Source organism: Alteromonas sp. ABH4_456 (assembly GCF_056160645.1).
On sequence record NZ_JBSWXO010000017.1, the window covers coordinates 64,853 to 79,967 of the forward strand.

Sequence of the window (15,115 nt, forward strand, 5' to 3'; positions counted from 1 at the left end):
ATGACAGGCCGCAGAGATTTACCGAAATAAGCGGAAGCGAGGTATTTTTATTATGGTAATTAGTGCTATGCTAACAACAGTTCTGACAACGCATCTTCTCTTTCCAATCAATCACCTTAGTAAACTTCCATGCCGTTTTAAAAACGGATGCAGTGAGGGTGTTGGCGGAATCGCGGGTCAGTGTTTCTTTTCCGGTAATTAAGGCACAGTGATGGACTATAACACTTCTGAATTATGCGATTTATTTGCAGACAGCGTAGATGTGGTCGACCCCATGTTTGTCAGTTATGGCGGACGTTATTCGTTTGGTGGTGAAGTCACAACCATTAAGTGTTTTGAAGATCGCGGGTTGATAGACCGCGTACTGGCGCAGCCAGGTGCAGGAAAAGTATTGCTGATTGATGGTGGCGGCTCTACCCGCCGCGCATTACTTGATGCCGCTTCAGCCCAGCTTGCAATCGATAACGACTGGGAAGGCATCGTTTGTTACGGCAGTGTCCGTGAAGTGGATACTCTGGCAGATTTAGACATCGGTATTCTGGCTGTGGCGTCTATCCCGGTGAACGCGGAAACGGAAAGTACCGGTGAGGTGGATGTGCCGGTTAATTTCGGTGGTGTAACCTTCCTGCCGGAAGATCATCTGTATGCTGACAGCACAGGCGTTATTTTATCGCCGGAGCCGCTGGATCTAGACTAAGCCTGCTGGCTTCACTGAGTTTTCAAAAGAAAACTTCCCGGTTTGACCGGGAAGGTTTTTTTATGGACTTATTTCGTGTTTGCAAACACATTGTTCAGGTACGCGGCAATGCGGACACCGGCCTGCTGCAAACGGGTTTTTGCTACGGGCAGAAAGTCGTACACATAGTCATAAGACATGTCGTTGGCGTCTTCAGGATAAATAGTATCGCGGATTTCCGTGCTTTCCTTTATCCACACGTTGGCATCAAGCGCCTGCCAGTCTTTCAGGTTCTTCGTGGTGATTTTCTTATCCAGCCAGTCTGTCCACTCCGTGTAGGACAACTGCTTTGAGTCCAGCATTTTTGAGTCCCACACGGTATGCAGGTTACTGTCTTGCCAGAAGAAGCGTACTTTGACCGAGTTGCCGCCTCTGTCAGTTCCGTTACCGGCGTGCAAAGGCTGATGGAGATCGCCAATGATATGCACAATAAAGCGCAGCGCGACCTGGCGGTCTTCTCTGCTGGCTTTGGTGTCTTTCAGTACCGTGGTGAAATGCTGAAGTGCCGTGTACGCATCTCCCTGTTCAGGCGCTCCCACTTCATGATATTCATGACCTTCCGGCACAGTGACATAGTGCCAGGGGGGCGAAGTTTTACGCCAGAATTCACCGGGGGCTGAGCGCATTTCGTCAGGATACGTAGATGCTTCAGCCAGTGATTCATTTGGCAGAAGCTTAACAATGGCCGCTTTGGCAGCGGGAGTCAGATGTTTTTCTGCAATTGCGCCGGTAACACGGTGACCGGTTTGTCCCCAGCCAAAGGCGGGCAGGCTCGTCATAATGGTCGATGCCAGGCAGAAAGAAAGTGCAATAGTCCGTTTAGCAAACGCCTGCATGAAAGTTCCTCTTTTATTTGTCGTTATGGTGTTGATAGCCCCAGCGCATCATTAATGTCTGATCGACGCCCAGGTGGTCCAGAATTCTGGCTACCACGAAGTCGACCAGGTCGCTGATTTTTTTTGGATTATGATAGAAGCCGGGCGAAGCGGGCATGATTGTCGCACCGGTTTGTGACAGTTTTAGCATATTTTCCAGATGGATAGACGAGAGCGGCATCTCACGGGAAACAAGAATAAGTTGTCCCCGTTCTTTTAACACCACGTCGGCAGCTCGTTCGATAAGATTGTCGCTGGCACCTGTTGCTATTGCTGACAGTGTGCCGGTTGAACACGGGCACACTACCATCTGTTTAGGTGCTGCAGAACCCGATGCCACAGGTGAAAACCATTCTTCCTTGCCACACACACGGATCTGGTTTTCACGGGCACCGAAGCGTTCACTGAAAAACGCACTGGCGGCATCCGGTTTCGACGGGATTTTCACTTCTTCTTCGGTAGCAAAAACAACTTTCGCGGCTGACGAAATCAGCACAAAAATGTCGTAATCGGCTTTGACCAGTATTTCTAGCAGGCGCATGGCATACGGTGCACCGGAAGCACCAGTAATCGCCAGAGTGATGGTTTTGTTTGTCATAGCGTTTTCTGCTTCCTCAGGAATGTGTGACTTCAGCACTGGCCAGTGCATCCAGCAGTCGTTGGTGAATGCCTTCAAAACCACCGTTGCTCATCACCAGTACATGGTCGCCCGGACGACTGATGGATTTCACCTGCTGCACAATACTCTCTACGTCATGATAGCAGTAAGCCGGTGTGTCACTGTGTTTGGCGGTCTCTGCCAGTGACCATTTCATCCCGGCAGGTTCAAACAGCAGCACTTCGTCAGCCTGTTGCCAGCTGTTGCCCAGCGTATGTTCGTGTACACCCATTTTCATCGTGTTCGAACGGGGTTCCAGAATAGCGATAATGCGGGCTTTACCCACTTTGTTCCGTAAACCCTGAATGGTGGTGGCGATGGCCGTGGGGTGATGGGCAAAGTCATCGTACACCGTAATGTCATTCACGGTGCCTTTGGTTTCCATACGGCGCTTCACGTTTTTAAATGTGGCGAGGGCTTCGATAGCCTGCGCAGTTGCCACTCCGGCATGATGCGCTGCTGCAATAGCCATCAGGGCGTTATTCACGTTGTGCTGGCCCACCAGTGACCAGTTAACAGTACCGGCTTTCTCTCCACGGAAAAGTACATCAAAAGCACTGCCATCAGGAGTTAGCAGATTGGCTTCCCAGTCTTTTCCGGTAAATTGCTGTTCAGACCAGCAACCTTTATCCAGTGTGGCCTTCAGCGGTTTGTCTTTTTGCGGTGACAGGATCAAACCATTTTCCGGCACCATGCGAACTAAATGATGGAACTGGGTTTGAATGGCTGCAAGATCAGGGAAAATATCTGCATGATCGAACTCAAGGTTGTTCAGGATCAGCGTGCGCGGACGGTAGTGAACAAACTTAGAGCGTTTATCGAAAAAGGCACTGTCGTATTCGTCCGCTTCGATGACAAAGAATGGACTTTCGCCAATGCGGGCAGACACACCGAAGTTCTCCGGAATACCACCAATCAGAAAACCGGGCGCCAGGCCGGCATGCTCAAGGATCCACGCTACCATGCTGGAGGTGGTGGTTTTACCATGGGTGCCGGCGATACCGATCACCCACCGGGAGGTAAGCAGGTTGTCTAACAGCCATTGAGGACCGCTGGTATAGGGAAGATTGCGGTTTAAAACATACTCAACAGCAGGATTGCCCCGGGACATGGCATTGCCGATGATAACCATATCCGGTGCCGGTTCGAACTGAGCGGGGTCATAGCCCTCTGTTAACTCGATGCCCAGCGCTTCCAGCTGAGTGCTCATTGGCGGATAAACATTGCGGTCGGAACCGGTCACCTTGTGGCCTAGCGATTTGGCGATTGCGGCGATACCACCCATAAAGCTGCCGCAAATGCCGAGAATGTGAACGTGCATAAGAATCCTGTGTACGATTAAGGTGGCTACTTTAGCAGAACTCCCGGTGTGCACGCCAATACCAGAGTACGCGGCAATGTAAGAATAAGCCGTTTCCCTGTGGTCCATTCGCGGTTACAATCGTTTTAATTACATTTGCTACCAGCCCGTGTGAACGAAAACACCGGCATACAATAATAAAGCAAAGTGATTCAGATTGGCTTTTGGACACTGGCGGGAATGCCGGTGCAAAGCGAATCATTACCCTACATAAATAAACAAGGCTATTGCACACAATGAAACGTTTAAATTCTCAACTACAACAAGACGGCGCTCCTCTTGAGCTTATTTTGCTTATCCGTACATTGCTGGCGGGCTGTAAGGAAATTTCTTTCCGTGTCAGTCAGGGCGCTTTGGCGGGGGTATTAGGTTCGACATTGAGTGAAAACGTTCAGGGGGAAACCCAAAAGAAGCTGGACGTGATTTCTAACCAGATATTGAAAGATACCTTAAGGGATTCAGGCTATGTAAAAGCCATTTCTTCTGAAGAAGAAGACACGGTGGTACCGTGCAACCCTGAAGGTAACTACCTGGTAAGTTTTGACCCGCTGGATGGCTCGTCGAATACTGAAATCAACAGTCTCATCGGTACTATTTTCTCTATCGCCCATGCACCGCAGTGGATGGAGCCCGACGACCCGTCTGCGTTTTTACAGCCCGGTACACAAATGGTTGCTGCCGGTTATGTACTGTATGGTCCGTCAACCATGATGGCGCTTACTACCGGCCGTGGCACACACATTTATACTCTGGATAAAACCCACGGTGGTTTCCTGTTAACGCACCCCAATGTGCAGGTGCCTGAGCAAACATCCGAGTTTTCAATCAACGCGTCTAATCAGCGCCACTGGGAAGCGCCGATGAAAGCTTATATTGCTGACTTGCTGGCGGGCACAGACGGTCCCCGTGAAAAGAATTTCAACATGCGCTGGGTGGCGGCGATGGTGGGGGATATTCACCGTCTGCTTTGCCGGGGCGGTATTTTTATGTATCCCTACGACAACCGTAACCCGTCGAAGGCCGGTAAACTGCGTTTATTATACGAAGCCAACCCGATGGCATTTCTGATGGAACAGGCCGGTGGTCTGGCCGACACGGGTACAGGTCGTATCATGGAAGTGATGCCCACCGAAATTCATCAACGTGTACCGGTAATTTTAGGTTCCAAAGAAGAAGTGGAAACGTGCCTGAGCTATCACGCGAAAGCGGAATAGCGCACATTCAGCACAAAAATACTGAAGACTGCTTAAGACTTGGGTCTTAAGCAGTTTTTATTTTACAGTAGTCACCGTATACTTAGGCGCGATTTTGCCGTGAAAGGGAATACAGTGTGTTTGTTTTCCCGGACAAATCCCGTTTTTAATTTAACAAATCAAAGGATTATTTCATGAGCCTTAACAACGTTCCTGCTGGTAAAGATATGCCAGAAGTGGTGAATGTCATCATCGAAATCCCAGCTCACGCTGACCCGGTAAAATATGAAGTAGACAAAGACACCGGTGCAATGTTTGTTGACCGTTTCATGGCTACCTGCATGCACTATCCGGTAAACTACGGCTACGTGAATAACACACTGTCTTTAGACGGTGACCCGGTTGACGTACTGGTTATGACGCCGTTCCCGATCATCAGCGGTTCTGTGATCAAGTGTCGTCCTGTTGGTGTTCTGAACATGACTGACGAGTCAGGTACTGACGCGAAAGTTCTGGCAGTGCCGGTAGACAAGCTGTCTACGATTTACCGCGACGTGAAAGACATCAACGACGTGCCAGAGTTGACTAAACAGCAAATCGAGCACTTCTTCTCTCACTATAAAGATCTGGAGCCTGGCAAGTGGGTTAAGATCGACGGTTGGGCAGATGCAGAAGCAGCGAAAGCTGAAATCGTATCCAGCGCCAAGCGTTACGAAGAAGGCGAATAAGTCTTTCTTTCCGCAGATTGAAAAAGCCCGGTTCGCCGGGCTTTTTTGTGCGTATTGGATCGCGATCTGATCTGTAGCTGCACGTTGAGACATTGAGACTGCCCCTTCAGATCCCGATGTAGTAGGATTATTTCCACAAGCCAAACTTTTGTGGTATTGGTGGAAAGCAATCAAAAAAGAGTTGACTATTTATTATTGTCGAATTGATAGACACCGTATGGTTTCTGCGCTGCGTTGGTATCAAAGGCTTTAATCTGTCGGCTCGGGAGGGGACTGGCAATACAGTCATCAACGCCATGTATACAAACAATGCACAAAGTTATCCACAGCCTTGTGCATAAAAAGACTTGATTTGCGGGTAAAAATGATCAATGCGATCCCCGGATCAAACCGGAGGCCCAATGTTTTCGCAGCTGATTATGATCCCGGTGTGTACTTTGGAATAAATTCGATGTTCAGGCCGGGTAGTTTGGACAACCCGGAGCTATGCTTTAGTTCAGAGTTTGTATATGATTTCAGAGCAGACTGTGAAATCCGTTGAACGCGCGGATTTGGCGTCCGGCTGCCGGAGATTAATGTGAGTTCAGATATTCAGAAGTTGCAGCAGCAAATTGCATTGTTGCAGAGAAAATTGAGTCGTGAGCAGCTGGCGCGTACGGCGGCTGAAGACATGCTCAATAATTACTCCCGCGATGCCTATCTGGCAAATCAAAACCTGCGCCGTGCTCTCAGCGAAACCCGCGCGATTTATCATCAGTTGCTGTCTCAACTTCCTGACAGTGAGGCTGATACATTTAAGCAATCAACCAAGCCTTCCTCTGACAGCATAGCCATGGTGGACCGTATGACACTGCTTAGCCAGCTTGCTGCGGGTATTGCTCATGAAATTAATAACCCCATCGGCTTTATTAAAAGTAACTGTGAAATTCAGGAATATATGCTGAAGGATGTGTTCGATGCCTGGGATGAACTTAAGGATGAGTTAAAAAAGGGCGGCACCTCTGCAGCTACATTACCCGCTGACATGGAGTTGAAATACTTACTGCGGGATGTGAGAGAAATGCTTTCAGACATGCAAAAATCATCTCTGGAAGGCGCTAACCGCATTGCTGAAATTGTCTCCTCACTGCAGATTTTTTCTTCTCCGGTTACCGTGGAACGTAACTGGGAAGATGTAGATGATCTTCTTGAGTTTGGTCTGGAGGATATCATCAAGCGAATTCCTGCAAATGTTTCTCTTAATTTCGATGCGTCGGATTCCCGCTCGCAGGTACTGGTTAACAGGAAACAGATCAGGCAGGTGCTTGAGGCAGTAGTTGAAAACGCAATTGATGCCTGTGTATCCGGCGGCACAATCAGTATCGCTGTTGCTGATCTGCCTGGCGCAGTTAAAGTGTTTATAAAAGACAATGGTGAAGGAATAAAGCCCGAGCACATGCCATTAATTTTTACGCCTTTCTTCACTACCCGTCCTCCCGGCAGCGGCACAGGCCTTGGCCTTTCTGTGGCGCAGGCTTTGATGGAATCTCATAATGGCTGGATAGATATTCATAGCGATACCGGTTCCGGAACCACTGTGACCCTCAATTTCTCTCTGCAGTGATAACTCTATGTATTTACATTAGTAAATGCTAACTTTTCAAACTCAATTCCGGGCTGTAAACTCCGTTCCCTCTATTTTTTTATAGGTCAATTACTCGAAAGTCTAATTATAGGCTAAGGTTAATGTGCCCCTTAACCAATTTCTGAGAACGCAGGGATATGAGTCAATTATATGCGAAATAATCAACCGGTTACCCAGAAGCTTTACAGCATTCCTCAGCACTACCGGCTCATTTCATCTACCGATACACGTGGTGTGATCACGCACTGCAATGATGGGTTCGTTGAAGTCAGTGGCTTCAGCCATGATGAACTGATTGGAAAAAACCATAATATTGTGCGCCATCCGGACATGCCGCCCGGTGTGTTCCGCGAAATGTGGGATACCTTGTCTGCTGGCAATATCTGGATGGGACTGGTAAAAAACCGGCGCAAAAATGGAGACCATTACTGGGTTTCGGCGTTCGTGACCCCGGTTTTTGAAAATTCTCAGATCACGGGTTATGAATCAGTACGTGTGCCGGCCTTACCGGACGAAATTGCCCGTGCAGAATACCGTTACGAGCGGCTACGTGAAGGTAAGTCCAGTACGTCAACCGGTGAACTGGCCGTTCACTATATGAAAAATTACCTGCCATTTATCGTGATGGGTCTTATAACCGTGGCTGCCCTGTTCGTCACAGCGGGTGTGTTGCCGGCTGTTCTCGCTGCCGCAGGTTTCGCGCTGTGCAGTTTCTGGATGGCCTCTAAAATTAAAGGTGACTGGCAGGCGCTTATTGATATTTCTCCGGACAGCTATTCGAATCCGGTGGTATCGCAAACCTATTTTGCCGACTTCGGTAACCGGTCACGTGCCAAACTGGTTTTGGGCTGTGAGCTTGCGCGCAGCCGCACAGCTCTTGCCCGCATTCAGGATGCCGCCGGGGGGTTGGATACGATTGCCAACACCACCCATCAACAGGCCGAAATCACCAGTACGGCTGTCGTGCAGCAAAACGAGGCAACGCAAAACATTGCTTCAGCCGTTAACGAGATGTCGCAGGCTATTCAAAGTGTTTCAGAGCGGGTTGACATGAACGCCGACAGCGCCCGTTCTGCTTCTAAGAATGTGGAAGCCGGTAATCAAAAAGCGGACGAAGCGTTATCTGCCATCATGGCGCTTAAAGAAGCGGTCAGTTCTATTTCGGTCACCGTGCAGGAACTGGCGCAGTCAACGAATGATATTGGTGAAGCTGCCAGTTTAATATCGACCATTGCTGAACAGACAAACCTGCTGGCACTGAACGCCGCCATTGAAGCTGCACGCGCCGGCGAGCAGGGACGAGGCTTCGCTGTAGTTGCTGATGAAGTACGGTCACTGGCATCAAAAACCAGAGAGTCCACAGATAAAATTCATAATATTATCCATGTTCTGGCTGAGCGGTCAGAACGGGCTGTCAGAGTATCCAATGACGGTATGGCATCAGCCGAGCAGGGCACGGCCATTGTTGAAGATACCCGCAAAACACTGGCAGATATTAATCAGGCCGTGAGTGTTATTGCAGATCAAACCTTCGAAATGGCCTCCGCTGTAGAGCAGCAAAGTTCTGTGGCAGAGCACATCAATCAGCAAGTCGTAGAAATTGCCGATGGTGCCAAAGATACCCAGCGGGCATCAGAATCATCATTAGATGCCAGCCAGCGTCTGCGTAAAACCGTTAACGAAGTACACTCGGTTATCACCCGCTTTACCAATAAGCGGAATGTGGTGTAACCCGCTTTTAGTTTTTACTGTTTGCCTGAAGCTTTACCACTTCTGCTGATTCGGCGTCGAGGACGTCATCAGCAGAAGCACCTTTGAGCAATTTGCCGACGGCATCTTTATTCTTTGCCAGCATGACAGACAGATTCTCAATCACGTCGTCTTCCAGCTTGATACCTTTCGCACCGATGTAAGCAGCCAGATTGTCTGCCGCATCCAGCATTTTGTCATACTGATCAGCTTCCTTCTTGTCTGTAGTGACCAACTTTTCTACCCCTTTATGCGAAACAACATATTGCACTGTAATAGCCATGATGGTTCTCCGATGTCGAACGTAAAATGAAATTTAATTTTAACCTGATTCATAATTACTGTATAAATAAACAGTATCTGAGGCAACTGTTTTTTGTACTATGTTGAGAATTATTCCGGTTATTGCACAGGCTGGTATCACCGGCTTCGAGTCCCCTGCTGCCGAATACCGTCAGCTTGGGCTTGATCTCGACGAGCTGCTTATCGACCATCCCACTGCTACGTTTATTGGCCAGGCACAGGGAGAGTCGATGACCGGCGTGGGCATTTTTGATGGTGATTTACTCATTGTCGACCGCGCTGCTGCACCCACTTCGCTGGATGTGGTGGTGGCAAATTTGAATGGTGTGTTTGTGTGTAAGCTGTTCGATCGCAAAGCCATGGTTCTGGTATCGCCCGGCAAACACCAGCAGCCTTACGTGTTGGGGGAGGGAGATACCTTCGAAGAAGAAGGCATTGTTGTCCGTTCTGTCAGAATGCATCGCTATACCAGGCAGTTAAGACAATGTTTGCGTTAGTCGATGCCAACGGCTTTTATGCGTCCGCCGAAAAGGTGTTTGACCCCGCTATCCGTGACAAACCCGTGGTGGTACTAACAACAATGATGGCTGCATTTGTGCATTGTGCGACAAGGCGAAAGCCCTCGGCGTAAAGAAATTCGGCCCGTACTACAAGGTACAGAAACTGCTGGAACAAAAAGGGGCAGTGGACATTACCGCGTCGGCTCATACTTCCCTCCAGACCATTCGCTTTCAGGAAAGCCTGCCAGTCGTGGCTGGTATATTGGCTTCCTTGATCTGAGTGCACCTTCACTTGTTGCTTTGGGTTTCGACGCCATACAGCCATCAACAGAGCGTTGAGAGCAATGTCTTTCGTTATTCGTTGCTGCATTGACCAGCCGATTACCTTTCGGGAGAACAAGTCGACAACAACCGCCAGATACAGCCAGCCTTCGTGAGTTCGGACATGCGTGATATCCGTTACCCAGGCTTCATCAGGCGCACCGGGACTAAACTTCCGGTTCAGCCGATTTGGCACCACAACGTGACTTTCTCCGCCTCGATGCCGAGGTCGAGGATAGCCAACCTTAGCTCGTAATCCTTCCTGAACCATGAGTCGGTACACGCGGTTAATACCGCATCGTTCACCGATGTCCCGTAAATCTGAATGAATTTTGCGGTAGCCGTACACGCCACCAGACTCCAGCCAGAATTGCTTAATTAGTCCTGTTAGACGACGGTTGGCTTTGTCGCGTTTCGACAGAGGCTTACTGCTCCAGGCATAGTATCCGCTGGGATGAACATCCAGCATCCGACATAGCCAACGAACAGGCCAGCTATTGACTTACGGCGGCGTAACAATATCAAATTTCCCTGAAGTGAGGTTACTGGTGAGTCCGATTTGGCTGGTAAGTATAGGGCAAAGCCTGGAACAGACAATGCGACAAAATGCCGCAGTTGTGACATTACTGATGATCTTTTAATTTAAATATCATGGTGTTGTATAAATATTAAAAGTCTACATGAGTATCTTAAGTCATATAAACCTTTCATACAGTCAAGATTTAATTTGACCTAGATCAAAATAAGTCATAAAGTTTCAGAAATTTCTGAAACTTTATGATGGTTCGTTAGTGAAAATGTCACCTCTTTCTACTTCTGCCGTAGTGCACTTTGGCGAAATGGGCAGTCGGTGGGGCTTTAACCGCACGGTCGGACAGATGCTGGCCTTAATTGTTGTTCACGATACTCCCTTGTCCGCACAGGAAATTGCCGATGCGCTAAGTATTTCAAGGGGAAATACCAGTATGGGCTTAAAGGAATTGCAATCATGGCAGTTGATAAAACAGCATCACATACCCGGTGAGAGAAAAGAATTTTTCGTACCTGCTGGGACTATCTGGGAGCTCGCCAATAGAGTATTTGAAGAGCGACGGAAAAGAGAAATCGATCCGACTATGACGCTGTTACGGAACTTGATGATGGCAGAACCCGAGGGTGAGCGAGACCAAAGTGTCCAGACAAGGCTTCACGAAATTCATGATTTATTAGAATCGGTAACTGCCTGGTCACAAGAGTTACAGAACCTCGGACCAGAGAAGCTTGATACGCTAATGAAGCTGGGATCGGGAGTCGGTCGGATCCTCGACTTGAAAGACAAATTTCTTCCGGGCAAATCTGAGTAAGAGGGGAGCAATTATGGATGCGTTTGTTTTATCCAGACTACAGTTCGCATTGAATATTAGTTTTCACATTCTTTTTCCAACTATCACCATTGCACTGGGATGGTTTCTGTTTTATTTCAAGCTTCGATCTAACCTCACCGGACATCCTGTTTGGATGCGGATCTATCGTTTTTGGGTAAGGGTTTTTGCCCTTACTTTTGCCCTTGGTGTTGTATCAGGCGTAACCATGTCTTTTCAGTTTGGTACTAACTGGCCGGGTTTTATGGAAAAAGCGGGTAACGTGGCCGGACCATTGCTGGGCTATGAAGTTCTGACTGCTTTTTTCTTAGAAGCAACGTTTTTGGGCATTATGCTATTTGGTATGCGTAAAGTGCCAAATTGGTTACATACATTTGCTACGTTTGTGGTGGCGGCAGGTACGACATTATCGGCATTTTGGATATTGTCTTTAAATAGCTGGATGCAAACGCCGCAGGGTCATGAAGTTATCGATGGGGTAGTATACGCTAAAGACTGGTCAGCCATTATTTTTAATCCTTCATTTCCCTATCGGTTCACTCACATGCTACTAGCATCAGGGCTAACTGCCAGCTTTCTCATAGCAGGCTTATCCGCGTATCGTTTGTTCAGAGGCGACGACAAAATTGCGCCTAAAATTGCACTTAAGACGGCAACTTACACGGCTGCGGTCTTGATCCCTCTGCAAATTTTTGCAGGCGATATGCACGGACTTAATACGCTTGAGCACCAACCACAAAAAGTCGCGGCGATGGAAGGTGTATGGCACACAGAGCAAGGCGCACCTTTATTACTTTTCGCAGTTCCGGATGAGGAAACAAAGACCAATCATTTCGAAATCGGCATTCCCAATATGGCCAGCTTTATTTTAACCCATGACGTAAACGGAGAAATTAAAGGACTAAATGAATTTGAGGGTGTGCATCCGCCGGTTGCGCCCGTTTTCTATTCATTTCGCGTGATGGTGGGGATGGGGTTATTGATGCTTGGCACCGCCTGGATCGGCGCTTTTTACCTCTATCGTCGCAACGTTATGCCTGATTGGCTGAATAAGGTGTTTATAGGCATGAGTTTTAGCGGATGGATTGGCACACTGGCCGGATGGTACGTCACAGAGGTAGGCCGGCAACCCTACCTTGTGAGCGGTGTGTTGACTACACAGGAAGCGGTAACTGGTCTACCACCGGCCAATATAGCACTGTCATTTACGCTTTATGCAGTTCTTTATATTACTCTGCTGATTGCCTACATGGGAACGCTCACCCTGATGTGCCGCAAAGCAGTTGCAATTGAAGAAATTACGCAGGAAGAAAAAAATAAAGCACAGCGTATCCGTTTTAATCCGGTCCAGACTAATTAGGAGAAGATTATGCCCTTTGAATCACTGTCAGCAGACACATTGGGAAATATTTATATCGCCTTGTTGGGACTGGCGGTACTGCTTTATGCAATTCTCGATGGTTACGATTTGGGCGTAGGCGTTTTGTTTCCGCCCCGCAACGAGCAGTTTAAAGATGCTATGGTAGCCTCTATTGGACCTTACTGGGATGCCAATGAAACCTGGTTGGTACTAGCGGTGGGTTTACTTTTAATTGCCTTTCCACAGGCGCATAGTGCAATTTTACAAACTTTATATCTGCCCGCCACTTTTATGCTAATGGGGCTTATTTTAAGGGGAGTGTCTTTCGACTTCCGCGCGAAAGTTGCTCAAACGAAAAAGAAAAAGTGGGACATCTGTTTTAAATACGGTTCGTTGCTGACAACGCTCTCCCAGGGATACATGTTAGGAATATGGGTAACCGGTCTGCGTACCGATCTGTATGCACAGGGTTTTGCTTTGCTATCCGCTTTCGGCGTTACCGCAGCTTATGCGTTTATTGGTGCATGCTGGCTTATTCTCAAAACAGAGGGGAACTTACAACGGAAAGCCTTCTACTGGGCAAAGCGATGCCTGATGATCCTGGCTGGGGGCATTATTGCCGTAAGTTTTTTAAATTTAACGCTGCACGCAGAAGTACGGGCGCTCTGGTTGGAAAGTTCCCTTGGCTTTTTATTGATGGCTATACCTATCACGTGTTTTGGTTTACTGGCTTTGTGTGGTGTCGTGCTGCAGAAACTGCCGGACGCGGACGGGAAAGGTGAATGGCTGCCTTTTGCGTTAGCTCTGCTTGTATTTCTGCTATGTTTTGCTGCGTTTGGGATAAGTTACTATCCCTATGTTGTACCGGGTAAGCTCACTATCATGGATGCGCTGGCAGACGCGAATTCTCTTCGCTTTTTGTTGGTAGGTACCGTTGTTGTTGTCCCTTGTATTCTTGCTTACACTGTTATGGTGTACCGAATATTTGCCGGTAAATCGGAAAAACTTTCTTATTATTAAGAACAGTAAACAGCCTGAACTTTTCAGGCTGTAGATTTGCCTCATCTGTATTTAATAGTAATTAAAGTGATGTTTATAAAAGTCAGCTGCAGTCCCGTCACCGTGACTAGATGATGATGAGGTTCTGATATTTATTTGTTTCTTGCATTCAGACTAGATTTGACATGAATTTCGAGGCGATCTGAATTCACTTTATGCGTTTTTTAAACTACACCTTGCTCAATCATTGCGTCTGCAACCCGACGAAAGACAGCAATATTAGCTCCTAATACAAGGTTACCGGGCGCACCGAATTCTCTTGCAGTCTCACTGGCTCGTAGATAAATATCCTTCGTTATTTGTAGTAATTGACAATCGACTTGTTCGAAAGTCCATTTTTGCATACTGGCGTTTTGCGCCATTTCTAACTGACTTGTCGCTACTCCCCCGGCGTTAGCGGCCTTACCCGGACCATAAGAAATACCGGCTTTAAGAAAGTACTCTACCGCACCTTGTGAAGAAGCCATATTTGCACCTTCACTAACCAATTTGCATCCATTAGAAACCAGTGCTTCGGCATCACGAGTTGTTAACTCATTTTGTGTGGCACATGGAAATGCTAAGTCTGCCTTGTATCGCCAAATAGTATGTCCTCCTGAAGGATATTCACTGATCGGAATGAACTGTGCCCTGGGGTGAGAATTTAAGTAACGTAAAAGCGAAGTACGTTCTTTTTCTTTGAGTTCCTTAATAAAAGACAGATCCAACCCTTGCGCATGATATAGCGTACCGGTTGAGTCACTACAGGCAATAGGAGTAGCACCAAGTTGATAAAGCTTCTCCATTGCATAAATAGCGACATTTCCAGCACCGGACACGAGGCAACGTTGTCCTTGTAAGTTTTCGCCTCGTGCATTAAGCATGTGATCTGCGAAATATACTGTTCCATATCCTGTTGCCTCCTTTCGCGCGTACGAACCACCCCAAAGCAAACCTTTTCCGGTAAGCACGCCCTCATATTTCCCGGTCAGTCTTTTGTATTGACCGAACATGTAGCCTATTTCTCTGGCGCCTACACCAATATCACCGGCAGGCACATCTGTATTGGGTCCAATATGGCGATAGAGTTCGTTCATGAATGACTGACAAAAACGCATTATTTCGGCATCGCTTCGTCCTTTTGGATCTAAATTTGCGCCTCCTTTGTCCCCCCCAATTGGCAGGCCAGTTAACGCATTTTTAAATATTTGTTCAAATCGGCTTTGTTGCCTAAATTGAACTTTACAGCGTTTACCTGATCAGATCGTCATATTTCCTGGTGGCGAATAAGAATGGGCAAGGCGAAAAG

At 47.8% G+C, this 15,115-nt stretch carries 13 protein-coding genes and 3 pseudogenes; 10 read left to right on the plus strand and 6 right to left on the minus strand.

Annotation, left to right across the window (positions count from 1 at the left end):
- The first annotated feature begins 211 nt into the window (after nucleotides 1-211).
- Nucleotides 212-697: a ribonuclease E activity regulator RraA gene (rraA, locus tag ACXAG2_RS19320; RefSeq protein ID WP_119499806.1), complete on the plus strand. Its 486-nt coding sequence runs from the start codon at nucleotides 212-214 to the stop codon at nucleotides 695-697.
- A gap of 68 nt (nucleotides 698-765) precedes the next feature.
- Here rraA and ACXAG2_RS19325 read toward each other — a convergent pair whose 3' ends face one another.
- From ACXAG2_RS19325 to mpl, 3 genes are read right to left on the minus strand one after another with little or no spacing between them, the layout of a single operon-like run.
- A complete protein-coding gene (locus ACXAG2_RS19325) occupies nucleotides 766-1,572 on the minus strand; it encodes a S1/P1 nuclease (RefSeq protein WP_474869725.1) in 807 nt (268 codons plus the stop codon).
- A 13-nt stretch (nucleotides 1,573-1,585) separates the two neighbouring features.
- The gene (locus ACXAG2_RS19330) at nucleotides 1,586-2,209 is read right to left on the minus strand and encodes a flavin prenyltransferase UbiX (RefSeq protein ID WP_474869727.1); all 624 of its coding nucleotides are present in this window, start codon (nucleotides 2,207-2,209) and stop codon (nucleotides 1,586-1,588) included.
- A gap of 16 nt (nucleotides 2,210-2,225) precedes the next feature.
- Nucleotides 2,226-3,590, minus strand: a complete 1,365-nt coding sequence (gene mpl / locus ACXAG2_RS19335) for a UDP-N-acetylmuramate:L-alanyl-gamma-D-glutamyl-meso-diaminopimelate ligase (protein ID WP_474843616.1) — start codon at nucleotides 3,588-3,590, stop codon at nucleotides 2,226-2,228.
- A gap of 275 nt (nucleotides 3,591-3,865) precedes the next feature.
- On the opposite strand from mpl, the gene ACXAG2_RS19340 reads away from it, so the two are divergent.
- The 4 genes from ACXAG2_RS19340 (at nucleotide 3,866) to ACXAG2_RS19355 (ending at nucleotide 8,905) form a co-directional block, all read left to right on the plus strand.
- Nucleotides 3,866-4,843: a class 1 fructose-bisphosphatase gene (locus ACXAG2_RS19340; RefSeq protein WP_119499809.1), complete on the plus strand. Its 978-nt coding sequence runs from the start codon at nucleotides 3,866-3,868 to the stop codon at nucleotides 4,841-4,843.
- 173 nt (nucleotides 4,844-5,016) lie between these two features.
- The gene (gene ppa, locus ACXAG2_RS19345) at nucleotides 5,017-5,550 is read left to right on the plus strand and encodes an inorganic diphosphatase (protein WP_303573571.1); all 534 of its coding nucleotides are present in this window, start codon (nucleotides 5,017-5,019) and stop codon (nucleotides 5,548-5,550) included.
- A 577-nt stretch (nucleotides 5,551-6,127) separates the two neighbouring features.
- Nucleotides 6,128-7,153 (plus strand): sensor histidine kinase, encoded by a 1,026-nt coding sequence (locus ACXAG2_RS19350; protein ID WP_474869730.1) that lies wholly within the window; start codon nucleotides 6,128-6,130, stop codon nucleotides 7,151-7,153.
- A gap of 171 nt (nucleotides 7,154-7,324) precedes the next feature.
- Nucleotides 7,325-8,905 carry a methyl-accepting chemotaxis protein gene (locus ACXAG2_RS19355; RefSeq protein ID WP_474869733.1) on the plus strand — a complete coding sequence of 527 codons (1,581 nt, stop codon included), beginning with the start codon at nucleotides 7,325-7,327 and terminating at the stop codon, nucleotides 8,903-8,905.
- Between the two features lie 7 nt (nucleotides 8,906-8,912).
- Here the strand turns inward: ACXAG2_RS19355 and ACXAG2_RS19360 are convergent, their stop codons facing one another.
- Complete coding sequence (locus tag ACXAG2_RS19360; RefSeq protein ID WP_119499813.1) at nucleotides 8,913-9,206, minus strand: YebG family protein; 294 nt, start codon at nucleotides 9,204-9,206, stop codon at nucleotides 8,913-8,915.
- A gap of 100 nt (nucleotides 9,207-9,306) precedes the next feature.
- Here ACXAG2_RS19360 and ACXAG2_RS19365 point away from each other — a divergent pair, with 100 nt between their 5' ends.
- Nucleotides 9,307-9,723, plus strand: a complete 417-nt coding sequence (locus ACXAG2_RS19365; RefSeq protein ID WP_119499814.1) for a S24 family peptidase — start codon at nucleotides 9,307-9,309, stop codon at nucleotides 9,721-9,723.
- A pseudogene (locus ACXAG2_RS19370) lies at nucleotides 9,711-9,913 on the plus strand (Y-family DNA polymerase); the annotation flags it as partial. The gene ACXAG2_RS19365 and the pseudogene ACXAG2_RS19370, both read left to right, overlap by 13 nt.
- On the opposite strand, the pseudogene ACXAG2_RS19375 reads toward ACXAG2_RS19370, so the two are convergent.
- A pseudogene (locus ACXAG2_RS19375) lies at nucleotides 9,869-10,540 on the minus strand (IS3 family transposase); the annotation flags it as partial. The pseudogenes ACXAG2_RS19370 and ACXAG2_RS19375 overlap by 45 nt on opposite strands.
- A gap of 298 nt (nucleotides 10,541-10,838) precedes the next feature.
- Here ACXAG2_RS19375 and ACXAG2_RS19380 point away from each other — a divergent pair.
- Genes ACXAG2_RS19380 through ACXAG2_RS19390 form a run of 3 tightly spaced genes read left to right on the plus strand, consistent with a single transcriptional unit; the run spans nucleotide 10,839 to nucleotide 13,788 of the window.
- Nucleotides 10,839-11,390, plus strand: coding sequence for a GbsR/MarR family transcriptional regulator (locus tag ACXAG2_RS19380; protein ID WP_474869735.1), 552 nt, complete (start codon nucleotides 10,839-10,841; stop codon nucleotides 11,388-11,390).
- A gap of 13 nt (nucleotides 11,391-11,403) precedes the next feature.
- Nucleotides 11,404-12,768, plus strand: a complete 1,365-nt coding sequence (locus tag ACXAG2_RS19385) for a cytochrome ubiquinol oxidase subunit I (RefSeq protein WP_474869738.1) — start codon at nucleotides 11,404-11,406, stop codon at nucleotides 12,766-12,768.
- 9 nt (nucleotides 12,769-12,777) lie between these two features.
- Nucleotides 12,778-13,788 carry a cytochrome d ubiquinol oxidase subunit II gene (locus ACXAG2_RS19390; protein WP_474869740.1) on the plus strand — a complete coding sequence of 337 codons (1,011 nt, stop codon included), beginning with the start codon at nucleotides 12,778-12,780 and terminating at the stop codon, nucleotides 13,786-13,788.
- A 203-nt stretch (nucleotides 13,789-13,991) separates the two neighbouring features.
- On the opposite strand, the pseudogene ACXAG2_RS19395 reads toward ACXAG2_RS19390, so the two are convergent.
- Nucleotides 13,992-15,023: pseudogene (locus ACXAG2_RS19395) on the minus strand (Glu/Leu/Phe/Val dehydrogenase dimerization domain-containing protein); the annotation flags it as partial.
- Between the last annotated feature and the right edge of the window lie 92 nt (nucleotides 15,024-15,115).